The sequence below is a fragment of the Parabacteroides chongii genome, assembly GCF_029581355.1.
Taxonomy (GTDB): domain Bacteria; phylum Bacteroidota; class Bacteroidia; order Bacteroidales; family Tannerellaceae; genus Parabacteroides; species Parabacteroides chongii.
In genome coordinates this window covers 3,653,548-3,665,785 of sequence record NZ_CP120849.1, presented here as the reverse complement: position 1 = coordinate 3,665,785, position 12,238 = coordinate 3,653,548, and the positions used below count along the sequence as shown (strand labels likewise).

At 47.2% G+C, this 12,238-nt stretch carries 9 protein-coding genes; 6 read left to right on the top strand and 3 right to left on the bottom strand.

All coding sequences use genetic code 11. The annotated features are described in order from the left end of the window. Positions 1–309: 309 nt before the first annotated feature. The 6 genes from dapF to P3L47_RS13685 all read left to right on the top strand — a co-directional run bounded on the left by dapF (position 310) and on the right by P3L47_RS13685 (position 7,682). The gene (gene dapF / locus P3L47_RS13710; RefSeq protein ID WP_277781144.1) at positions 310–1,119 is read left to right on the top strand and encodes a diaminopimelate epimerase; all 810 of its coding nucleotides are present in this window, start codon (positions 310–312) and stop codon (positions 1,117–1,119) included. A 65-nt stretch (positions 1,120–1,184) separates the two neighbouring features. Further along, complete coding sequence (locus P3L47_RS13705) at positions 1,185–2,411, top strand: LL-diaminopimelate aminotransferase (protein WP_277781143.1); 1,227 nt, start codon at positions 1,185–1,187, stop codon at positions 2,409–2,411. 317 nt (positions 2,412–2,728) lie between these two features. Further along, positions 2,729–4,915 carry a glutamine synthetase III family protein gene (locus P3L47_RS13700; RefSeq protein WP_277781142.1) on the top strand — a complete coding sequence of 729 codons (2,187 nt, stop codon included), beginning with the start codon at positions 2,729–2,731 and terminating at the stop codon, positions 4,913–4,915. Positions 4,916–5,038: 123 nt separating this feature from the next. Then, complete coding sequence (locus P3L47_RS13695; protein ID WP_277781141.1) at positions 5,039–5,428, top strand: hypothetical protein; 390 nt, start codon at positions 5,039–5,041, stop codon at positions 5,426–5,428. Further along, on the top strand, positions 5,416–5,739 hold the full coding sequence (locus P3L47_RS13690; RefSeq protein WP_277781140.1) for a type II toxin-antitoxin system RelE/ParE family toxin: 324 nt from the start codon (positions 5,416–5,418) through the stop codon (positions 5,737–5,739). Before P3L47_RS13695 ends, P3L47_RS13690 begins: the two co-directional genes overlap by 13 nt. Before the next feature lie 11 nt (positions 5,740–5,750). Further along, entirely contained in the window at positions 5,751–7,682 is a 1,932-nt protein-coding gene (locus P3L47_RS13685) for an NAD(+) synthase (protein ID WP_277781139.1), read from the top strand. Positions 7,683–7,774: 92 nt separating this feature from the next. Here P3L47_RS13685 and P3L47_RS13680 read toward each other — a convergent pair whose 3' ends face one another. The 3 genes from P3L47_RS13680 to P3L47_RS13670 form a co-directional block, all read right to left on the bottom strand. Continuing rightward, complete coding sequence (locus P3L47_RS13680; protein ID WP_122362613.1) at positions 7,775–9,178, bottom strand: Gfo/Idh/MocA family protein; 1,404 nt, start codon at positions 9,176–9,178, stop codon at positions 7,775–7,777. A gap of 99 nt (positions 9,179–9,277) precedes the next feature. Further along, a complete protein-coding gene (locus tag P3L47_RS13675) occupies positions 9,278–10,759 on the bottom strand; it encodes a sulfatase-like hydrolase/transferase (RefSeq protein WP_277783701.1) in 1,482 nt (493 codons plus the stop codon). 157 nt (positions 10,760–10,916) lie between these two features. Further along, the gene (locus P3L47_RS13670; RefSeq protein ID WP_122362615.1) at positions 10,917–12,200 is read right to left on the bottom strand and encodes a DEAD/DEAH box helicase; all 1,284 of its coding nucleotides are present in this window, start codon (positions 12,198–12,200) and stop codon (positions 10,917–10,919) included. Between the last annotated feature and the right edge of the window lie 38 nt (positions 12,201–12,238).

The following is a 12,238-nucleotide window of genomic DNA, read 5'->3' as shown; positions in this document are numbered from 1 at the left end:
ACTTTTCGTTCAGGATGGCGTCTATTTCATCTCCTTTCATTGACAAATAGTCATACTTACCAGGTATAACAAGTGTCCTTTTAACGATATTTCAACAAGTTTTCACTTACGCCAACTTACAATATGCTCCTATTTACTGTTATATAGTTATAATTCATAACAAACAAAGGGGATTATTGAAACAATTTATTGCCACGCATCGTTTTATAGAACATTTAGATGCATTTATCGTATATAAAATACCAAAACGTCGTATATTTGCATTATAACAAAACAAAAAGAAATATCCAAAGGAGTAAAACAATCGAAATGACAAATCCAATTAGATTCACAAAGATGCACGGAGCCGGTAACGACTACATATACGTAAACTCGATGGCTTATCCGCTGGAAAATCCGGAAGAGCTGGCCATTAAGTTAAGTGCACCGCATACAGGTATCGGATCGGATGGATTGGTTTTAATCGGTTCATCGGAAAAAGCAGATTTCAGCATGCGGATATTCAATGCCGACGGCTCCGAAGCCAGGATGTGCGGAAACGCTTCCCGTTGTATAGGTAAATATGTGTATGAAGCAGGACTGACCAACAAAGAGATAGTCACACTGGAAACATTATCAGGCATCAAGATTCTCCAACTGGCGGTTTCCAACGGCACCGTAACCGAAGTAACGGTCGATATGGGAACCCCGGAAATAATTGAACCATCCATTGAACTGGAAGCCGACGGACAAACCTATACCGGCACTATCCTGTCGATGGGAAACCCTCACCTGGTTATTTTTGTTACTAATATAAACGATATCGACTTGCCGGCTATCGGACCTAAGCTGGAATGTCATCCCCTCTTCCCCGACCGGACAAATGTTGAGTTTGTACAGGTTTTAAAAGACGATGAAGTCCGGATGAGGGTATGGGAACGGGGATCAGGGATTACCCAAGCTTGCGGAACAGGTGCTTGTGCAACGGCCGTCGCAGGAGTCGTATGTGGCAAGACCCAACGTAAAACAAAAGTGATCATGGACGGCGGACCGCTCACCATCCACTGGGATAAAGACAATGGTAAAGTCTATATGACCGGAGGAGCAGTTACCGTATTTGAAGGGACAATAGAAGTATAACAAAAGGATAAAAGACAGGTATCCCCTGTCTCCACAAGACAACAACATAAAACAACAGAACGAATATGGCACTGATTAACGAACATTTCCTGAAACTACAGAACAGTTACCTGTTTTCCGACATTGCGAAAAAAGTAAATAGTTTCAAGATAACGCACCCTAAAGAAAAAATAATCCGCATGGGAATCGGTGATGTAACACAACCACTGGCACCAGCCGTTATCGAAGCGATGCACAAAGCCGTCGACGACCTGGCAACCCAGGAGAATTTCCACGGCTACGGTCCCGAACAGGGTTATCCTTTCCTGATCGACGCTATCATCAAGAATGATTATGCCAGCCGAGGGATATTTGTGGAGCCGGGCGAAGTTTTCGTCAGTGACGGTGCCAAAAGCGATTGCGGAAATATAGGCGATATTCTCCGCCATGATAATAGTATCGGGGTACTCGATCCGGTCTACCCCGTCTATATAGATTCCAACGTCATGAGCGGACGTACCGGAGTGTTGGAAAACGGGAAATGGAGCGATGTCGTTTATATTCCCTGCACGGAAGAAAACGATTTCATTCCCGAACTTCCGAGCCGCCGGGTGGATATCCTCTACCTCTGTTACCCCAATAACCCGACAGGCACAAGCCTGACAAAAGACGAGTTGAAGAAATGGGTAAACTACGCACTGGCAAACGATGTACTGATCATGTACGATTCAGCTTACGAAGCTTACATACAGGACCCGAACATCCCTCACTCGATCTATGAAATCAAAGGGGCGAAAAAGGTTGCCATCGAATTTCGTAGCTTCTCGAAGACCGCCGGTTTCACCGGAGTACGTTGCGGATATACGGTTGTGCCGAAAGAGCTGAACGGCTTTACCCTGGGAGGCGAAAAGGTACAATTGAACAAGCTATGGAACCGCCGTCAAACGACCAAATTCAACGGGACCAGCTACATCACCCAGCGGGGTGCCGAGGCGGTCTACTCTCCGGAAGGAAAAGAACAAGTGAAGGCAACGATCAACTATTATATGACTAACGCACGTATTATGAAAGAAGGTCTCCAGGGTTGCGGTCTGAAGGTATGGGGAGGTGAAAATGCTCCTTATCTCTGGGTAAAAGCTCCGAAAGGGCTCTCCTCCTGGAAATTCTTTGATAAGTTGCTTTACGAAGTCAATATCGTTGGCACACCGGGCGTAGGATTCGGCCCGAGTGGCGAAGGTTATCTGAGACTCACCGCCTTTGGCGACCGGGACAACACTTTAGAGGCAATGGCCAGGCTGAAGAAGTGGCTCTGAATAATTGAAAATTGAGAATTGACAATTAACAATTGACAATGTAGGAAGCAGGATGGAACAAAAGAGCTAAACAATGTATCAATTCAGGTTATCTCATGAAAAGGACCGTATAGAGAAGCCGGCCGCAGCTTTTCGATTTTATAGAATGTTATACCGCAATGCCAAGCCCCAACTATGGCGGGTAACTCTATACTCCTTTTTATAGGGCAGCAATCCCTCCACATATGTGATTACTGCATCAGGATGTGGAAAGGAAGGTACCTTCTCCCTTCCCGGAAGATAAATAATAACAAACACTTACTTTAAAATCAAATAGTATGTCAAAGTTAAGATTCAGAGTTGTAGAATCGGCCTTCAAGAAAAGAGCCGCCGAAGTAGCCACCCCGGCAGAACGTCCGTCGGAATATTTCGGAAAGAACGTATTCAACCGTGAGAAGATGTTCAAATATCTTCCGGAAAAGGCTTATGCCAGACTAGTCGATTCTATCGATAACGGAACTCCTCTTGACCGGGAAACGGCCGATGCCGTAGCCTCCGGTATGAAAAAATGGGCGATCGAAATGGGAGCAACCCATTATACCCACTGGTTTCATCCTCTGACCGAAGGAACCGCCGAAAAACATGATGCTTTCGTAGAGCACGACGGCAAAGGCGGAATGGTTGAAGAATTTGCCGGCAAACTCCTGATCCAACAGGAACCGGATGCTTCCAGTTTTCCGAACGGCGGTATCCGAAATACGTTTGAGGCACGCGGCTATTCGGCTTGGGATCCTTCATCCCCTGCTTTTATCGTTGGCGATACCTTGTGTATACCGACCATCTTCATCGCTTATACCGGCGAATCGCTGGACTATAAGGCTCCCTTGCTGAAAGCATTGGAAGCCGTCAATAAAGCCGCCGTCGACGTATGCCACTATTTCAATCCGGATGTAAAGAAAGTATACGCTTATTTGGGATGGGAACAGGAATACTTCCTGGTAGACGAAGGTCTGTATGCCGCCCGTCCCGACCTGTTGCTTAGCGGTCGTACGCTGATGGGCCACGAAAGCAGTAAGAACCAGCAACTGGAAGATCACTACTTCGGTGCCATTCCTACCCGCGTCATGGAATTTATGAAAGAGTTGGAAATTGAATCTCTCAAATTGGGTATTCCATTGAAGACCCGCCACAACGAAGTAGCTCCCAACCAATTCGAGCTGGCTCCTATCTTTGAAGAATGTAACCTGGCAAACGACCACAACCTGCTCGTCATGGCCTTGATGCGTAAGATCAGCCGCAAGCATGGTTTCCGTGTCCTGTTGCATGAAAAACCATTCAAAGGAGTGAACGGATCAGGTAAGCACAACAACTGGTCGCTGGGTACCGATACAGGCATCGGCCTGATGGGACCTGGTAAGACTCCGGAAGACAACCTGCGCTTCATCACTTTCGTTGTAAATGTTTTGATGGCCGTTTACCGTCACAACGGATTACTGAAAGCAAGTATCTCCAGCGCAACCAACGCCCACCGCCTGGGAGCCAACGAAGCACCTCCCGCAATCATCTCCAGCTTCCTGGGAACCCAGTTATCACAGGTTTTAGACCATCTGGAAAAGAGTGAACCGGAGGATCTCATGCTGGCCGGTAAACAGGGAATGAAACTGGATATCGCCCGTATCCCCGAATTACTGATCGATAACACCGACCGTAACCGTACCTCTCCTTTCGCTTTCACCGGAAACCGTTTCGAATTCCGCGCCGTAGGTTCCGAAGCCAATTGTGCCTCGGCGATGCTGGCTCTGAATGCCGCCGTTGCCGAACAATTGAAGCTATTTAAAGCAGAGGTAGACGGAAAGATCGCAACCGGTAAAGACAAGTTTGCCGCCATCCTGGAAGTGCTCCGCAAAGACATCAAAGAATGTAAAGCCATCCATTTCGACGGCAACGGTTATAGCGATGAATGGAAAGAAGAGGCCAAACGCCGCGGCCTGGATTGTGAAACCAGTGTACCGGTCATTTTCGACAACTACCTGAAAGAAAGTAGCATCAAGATGTTCGAGTCGACAGGCGTCATGACCCGCAAAGAGCTGGAAGCCCGTAACGAAGTGAAATGGGAAACATATACAAAGAAGATACAGATCGAAGCCCGTGTATTGGGCGACTTGACGATGAACCATATCATCCCTATCGCCACCCGCTATCAGACTTCGCTGGTCGACAACGTTTATAAAATGAAAGATCTTTTCCCGGCAGACAAGGCATCCGTCCTTTCCGCCCGCAACCTGGAGATCATCGAAGACATCGCTTGCCGCACCAACTTCATCAAGGAAAAGGTCGACGAAATGGTCGAAGCTCGTAAGGTTGCCAACAAGATCGAGAGCGAACGCGAAAAGGCCATTGCCTACCACGACACCATCGTCCCAATGCTGGAAGAGATCCGCTACCACATCGACAAACTAGAACTGGTTGTAGACGACCAGATGTGGACATTACCGAAATATCGCGAATTATTATTTATCAGATAGTTTTTTGTTGATTGTTTTGTGTTTACAAGGGAAGCATGCTACGAAGTATGGCTTCCCTTCTTTCATATTCCCGGAGAAATACATACCTTTGGAGCATCATTATATAAGAAAGGAGTTTACGTTATGACGGCAATGGAATTACAACAATGGAGAGAAAACTTCATCGAGAAATATCTCAACAAGATGGATAGCCTCGAAACAATGGCTAAACTGGAAAAGTATGCGAAGCGGATAATGACGAAAAAGACTATTACTTTGTCTCCTATCGCATATAGCCTTGAAGAAGCCAACCAAGAAATCGACCAAGCAGAAAAAGAGCTTCACGAAAGAAAAGGAATTAATGAAACAGGAATGCTTCAATTCTTTGCCAAGAAAGAGAATCCTCGTCCTTGCGTCGTTCATTCGCAAGAAGAAATGATTGCGGCAATCAGGGAATCGGAAGAAGCAATCGAGCGCGGAGAATATATCACCGATGAAGAACTTTCTGAAGAAATAAAAACATGGTGGAAATAGCGTATCGTCTTATTTGGTCTCGACCTGCCCAAAAAGAATTAAAAACCATAGCCTTATACTATAAAAAAGAGGTCTCTTTAAGAGTTGCCCAAAGTATAATTGAAGCTATTCAAGCAGAAGCAAGACGGCTTATACACATGCCTTTCATAGGACAAATAGAGCCATCTTTAGCCGACGATCCTCACGAGTATCGTTATTTGATTAGTGGTCATTATAAGATCGTTTATCACATCAATAAAGATAAGATACGTATAAATAATATCTTCGATTGCCGGCAAGCCCCCGATAAACTCAAACAAGCAATACGATAAACAAATAGAATATGAACTACGGATTTATAAAAGTAGCAGCAGCCGTCCCCCACGTACAGGTGGCAGATTGCTCTTATAATATAGGGCAGATAGAAAACCTGATGCGCCAGGCATCGGAAAAGGGAGTCCAGCTGATCGCTTTCCCCGAATTGTCGGTGACGGCCTATACCTGCCTCGACTTGTTTGCCCAGCAAACTTTACTGAAGAATGCAGAACAGGCCCTATTAAAACTCGTGGGTGACACCGCCGACCTGAACCTGCTCACCATCGTCGGTGCCCCGCTCGTAACGGACAACCGACTGATCAATGCCGCCATCGCTTTTCAGAGCGGAAAGATAATAGGCGTAGTTCCAAAAACATATCTGCCGAACTACAAAGAATTTCAGGAACAGCGCTGGTTTACATCCGCTACCGAGTTATGGGATAAAACCATCTCGATCGGAAACAACCGATACCCAATGAATAGTCACCTATTATTCGCCTCCGGACAAGTAAAAGTCGGTATCGAGATATGTGAAGACCTGTGGGTTCCCGTTCCTCCCAGTTCCCTACTCGCAATGGAAGGAGCCAATATCCTGGTAAATATATCCGCCAGCAACGAACTGATCGGTAAACACCATTACCTTCGTTCGCTGATCCGCCAGCAATCTGCCCGTTGTATGGCAGGATATGTCTATACCTCCGCCGGTTTCGGAGAATCCAGCACAGACCTTGTTTTTGCAGGTAACGGCATCATTGCCGAAAACGGAAATCTCCTGGAAGAATCACCGCGCTTCACCATGCAGGAACAACTCATCATTAGTGAGATCGACGTTGAAAACCTGCAAAACGACCGTCGCGTAAACACCAGCTTCATGCACGGAGCCTCCACTTTATTACCTGAGGAAACGATCGTAGTCCCGTTCGCCCTGTCCGAAACTTCCGGAGATCCGGTACTGACACGCCCGATCGACCCGCATCCTTTCACTCCTTCCGGCGATGCTCTGAAAGAGCGTTGCGAAGAAATCTTCCAGATCCAGGTAGCCGGACTAGCCAAACGCATGGTCCATACCCATTCTAAAACGGCGGTTGTCGGTATTTCGGGTGGACTGGATTCCACATTAGCCCTGTTGGTAACCGTGATGACCTTCGATGCGCTCGGCATCCCCCGGAGTCAGATACTCGGTATCACCATGCCCGGCTTCGGAACCACCGACCGCACCTATACCAATGCTTGCGACCTGATCCGCCACCTGGGTGTCACCCTGAAAGAAATTTCGATCAAAGATGCCTGCCTCCAACACTTCAAAGACATCAACCACGATCCGTCCGTCCATGATGTAACCTACGAGAACAGCCAGGCACGCGAACGTACCCAAATCCTGATGGACGTAGCCAACCAAGTGGGCGGTATGGTGATCGGAACCGGCGACCTGTCGGAACTGGCACTGGGTTGGGCGACCTACAACGGCGATCATATGTCGATGTATGGCGTCAACGGAAGTATCCCTAAAACATTGGTCAAATACCTGGTAGAATGGGTTGCACACAACCGGGTGGATGAAGCCTCCCGCGCTACCTTGCTGGATATCGTCGATACCCCTATCAGCCCTGAACTGATCCCGGCAGATGAAAACGGAAATATCAAACAGAAAACGGAAGACTTGGTAGGCCCATACGAGCTACACGATTTCTTCCTGTATCACTTCCTCCGCTTCGGCACCTCACCTGCCAAGATTTACTTCCTGGCCGGGCAGGCTTTCAAAGACAATTACGACAAGGAGACAATCAAAAAATGGCTCTATACGTTCTTCCGCCGTTTCTTCCAGCAACAATTCAAACGAAGTTGCCTGCCCGACGGCCCGAAAGTCGGTTCCGTCAGCCTTTCCCCACGTGGCGACTGGCGTATGCCGAGCGATGCAATGGCAACATTATGGCTGAAAGAGATAGAAGGGTTGAAGTAAACAAAAAAGGCCATCGGAATCCCGATAGCCTTTTCATTTATATTGTTGTTCCGTAGGGGCGGTTCGCGAACCGCCCTTACACCCCCGACATATTACATACCGAATTCTGGTTTACGGTTAATCCATTGTCCGCGAGTAAAATCAGGGAAGTCAACCAAGGCACCGCCACGAGCGATAGACATTTCTGACAAAGCGGAGATAGCACTCCATGCAGCAGCATCATAACAATCCATTGGAGCCGGACGTTTGTTCTTGATGCGATCGATCAGGTCATACATCATGATAAAGTCCATACCACCGTGACCGGCTTCTTTTGCCTGAGCATCCAACTGAGCCCATAGTTTGTGGTCGTATTTCTTGAACCATTCGTCAGAATTATCCCAACGGTGAGGTTTAGACTGGCCTTCCACATATACATGATCGCCATCGTTCATCCATAAGCCATCTGTACCCTGAATACGGAATCCCAAAGAATAAGGACGAGGAGAGTTTGTATCGTGAGTAACGATAATGGTCTGACCGTTTGCACATTTGATCATAGATGTCACGATGTCACCCAGGTTAAAGCGAACCTTAGCCAACGGATGGTTTTCACCACCATTATCTACGATAAACTTATGCAATCCGCGAGATTGAGTTGCCATAGCAGACATAGCAACGAAGCGGTTACCACGGTTGATATCCATACAATTGGCAACCGGTCCGATACCGTGAGTCGGATACACGTCCCCATTACGATGTACAGAGTGATTCGTACGCCACTGAGCTTCAGCAAAAGCAGTTGGCCCCATACGCAACTCACCACCCTTCTGGTAAGTATAGTTCTTACCATCATTGAATTTTACATCACGCAAGTCATGTTCGTAACCGCAACCACCGTGCAATAATTCACCGAACAAACCTTCGCGAACCATGTTCAATGCCGCCATACAATCACGACGATAGCAAACATTTTCCATGATGTTCAGATGGCTTCCTGTTGCTTCCGATACATTGACCAGGTCCCAGCATTCTTCCAACGTATTGGCGGCAGAAACTTCCACACCTACGTAAGGAACACCGGCTTTCATAGCAGCTACCGACATCGGTACGTGCCATTCCCACGGGCTGGCAATGATCACGCAATCGAATTCTTCGTTGTTCAACATCTTTTCGAATTCGCGTTCGCCACCTTTGTACACTTTCGGAGCGTCAACGTTAAATTTAGCAATGTGTTTCAGCGTACGATCAATAGGTCCCTGCTGGATATCGCAGATGGCAACAATCTTATTGCCGGGGATAGCCAACACGTTATTGATGTGTTCATGACAACGAGAACCAGTTCCGATAAATCCGAAACGTAGTTTGCCATCATCTTTTCCGGCTGTTTTTTTCTTCTGAGGTTCCGGAGAACCTGCTACTGTAGTGGCCGATGCTGTACCAGCCATGGCCAAACCTGCCGCGCCAACTCCGGCGGCGGTCATTTTCTTAAGAAAGGAACGACGAGTGTTTTCCATGTTATTTTATTAGTATTTCTTGTTAAGTGGGCAAATTTATAATATTTAATCAACTTCTCAAATATGTTTAGAAAAAAAAGAAGCAATCAAATGTATCAATTAATAATTTGTAATCTTTCCTGTCTCTCTTTTTAGCTTTTCAAACGTCATCATCATTTGTCGCAAACGCCGGGGTTCCTTTTCCGCCAGATTGTGTTCCTGTCCGATGTCTTCCTTTATATTATATAATTGATAACAATTTCCCAGACCGGAAAAACCGACCCCGTCAGGATCGTCATAATAAGCAGGATAAGGCGGTATCATCACCCAATCACCCTGATGCAGGGCATAATTGAAATAACCTTCGGTAACCAGCTCCCGACGTCCCTGATCGCTTTTTCCTAAAAAAACAGGTAACGTGTTCTGGCTATCCGTCTTATCCGGATACGTCTGTCCCGTCAATGCCGCCAAAGATGCCAGCAAATCCATCTGGCAAACCAGTGCATCGGATACACCGGGCTTGACAACCGCCGGCCAACGCAACAGGAACGGAATGCAAGTTCCTCCATCATACAAGCTCGTCTTTCCACCCCGGTGAGGACCTGCCATTTTATGATCACCGACCAACTCCACGGCCTGATCCTGATAACCGTCGTCCAGCACAGGCCCATTATCGCTGGTCAGAATTACCAACGTATTTTCCGTCAATCCCAACCGATCCAGTTCATTCAAAAACTCCGTCACACACCAGTCTGCCTCCAGAATAACATCTCCACGGGGTCCCATTCCCGACTTTCCGGCAAATTTCTGATTCGGTACGCGAGGCACATGCGGCTGATGCAATCCGTAATACAGGAAGAACGGTTTGTCCTTATTGTCTTTCAGAAAACCTTTTGCCTTCTCCAGAAACAACTCAGCCATATCCTCGTCTTTCCATTGGGCAGCTTTACCGCCTTTCTGAAATCCGATACGGGGAACGCCATTCACGATCGATCCGGCATGTCCCACACTCGGATGCATCCGGAGCAATTCCGGATTATCCTTACCGGTCGGTTCACCCGGGAAATTATGCTTATAACTGACATACAACGGATCATTCGGATCGAGTCCGACACCTTTTCCATTTTCAATAAAGATGCAAGGTACCCGGTCGTTGGTTGCCGCCTGGATAAAGGAATAGTCATATCCCACTTCTTTTGCTCCGGGATAAACCGTTTCATTCCAGTCGACCGCCCCGTCACCCAGTCCCAGATGCCATTTACCGACCGAACCGGTTGTATATCCCGCCTGCTTCATCACCTTCGGCAAAGTGATTTGCTGGGTATCAATGATCAAAGCCGCATTGCCCGGAAGTATCTTGGCATCTTTATTTGTCCAGGGATACAACCCGGTCAGAAGAGAATAACGGCTGGGCGTAGAAGTAGCCGCCGTACAATATCCCTGCGTAAAACGCAATCCCTCATTGGCTATCCGGTCCATCCCCGGAGTACGAATCGTGGTAGCGCCATAACAGCTCAGGTCGCCGTACCCCAAATCGTCAGCTACAATAACCACCACGTTGGGCTGCTGCCCCGTTTGGGCATAGACGTTTAAGGTGAACATAGCTCCTATTCCGGCAGCTATACATAGTAGATTTTTCATATTTTATGCTTTCATGAATAAAAAAAGGCGTTGATTATCCAACGCCTGCAAATATAATTAATCATACGGATTTCAAAGCATGTAGCTCCCGATTTTTACTCCATCAGGAATAATGTCTTTATTTCTTTTTAGTTGTCTTCTGATTTCCGGTTTCTGCCCGCTTCTTATTCCGCCAGTAGCTTCCGTCGCGTTTGCTACCGAACATATTGCGGCGCTTGGATTCCTGCTTGATAGCTTCTTTTTTATCGGCTACGGCTGCTTTTACTTCCGCCGTTTCAAATTCGTTTCCCCCGGCAACAGGTATTTGCTTACCGATCAGTTTCTGTATATCCTTCAGGTATGGAACCTCTTCGGCATCACAGAAAGAATAAGCCACTCCGCTACGTCCCGCACGACCTGTACGGCCAATACGATGCACATACGTTTCCGGCACATTGGGCAGTTCGTAATTGATCACATGCGAAAGATGATCCACGTCGATACCGCGGGCGGCAATATCCGTTGCGATCAGCACACGGGTCGTATGATCCTTAAAGTTGGTCAACGCACGCTGGCGGGCCGTCTGGCTCTTGTTTCCATGAATAGCCTCCGCTCCGATATTCGCTTTCGCCAAGACACGGGCTACTTTATCCGCCCCATGCTTCGTCCGGGTAAATACCAGTACCGATTCCAACGAAGAATCTTTCAACAAATGAGTAAGCAGACTTACTTTCTCCCCCTTTTCTACAAAATAAACGGACTGGTCGATCTTATCCACCGTCGATGAAGCGGGTGTGACCTCTACCTTCCGGGGCTCTACCAGGATTGTTCCGGCAAGCCGTTCTATTTCGGGAGGCATAGTAGCCGAGAAAAACAACGACTGGCGTTTCTTCGGCAATAGGGGCAGGATACGCTTGATATCATGAATAAATCCCATATCGAGCATACGGTCGGCTTCATCCAGGACAAAATAGTCTAATGTCTTCAGGCTGATAAAACCTTGGTTGATCAAATCCAGCAGACGTCCGGGCGTTGCAATCAGCACATCCACTCCCTGCTTAAGCACATCCGTCTGGGGCTTCTGTCCCACTCCACCGAATATAACCGTATGTTTCAGCTTGGTATATTTTCCATACGCAGAAAAACTTTCCCCGATCTGGATCGCCAACTCACGGGTAGGCGTTAGTATCAATGCTTTGATACCACGTGCAAATCCACTCTGACGTTCATTATACAGATTTTGTAAAATAGGGATTGAAAAAGCTGCCGTCTTACCTGTTCCGGTCTGTGCGCAACCTAATAAATCGTATCCATCTAAAACATTGGGAATCGCTTCTGCTTGTATAGGGGTTGGGATGGTGTATCCTTCTTCTCTGAGAGCCTTACGTATCGGCTCGATCAGTTGTAATTGTTCAAATGTCATCTAATAAAATGCTGAGCCGTCACGGCTCGTTAAATAAA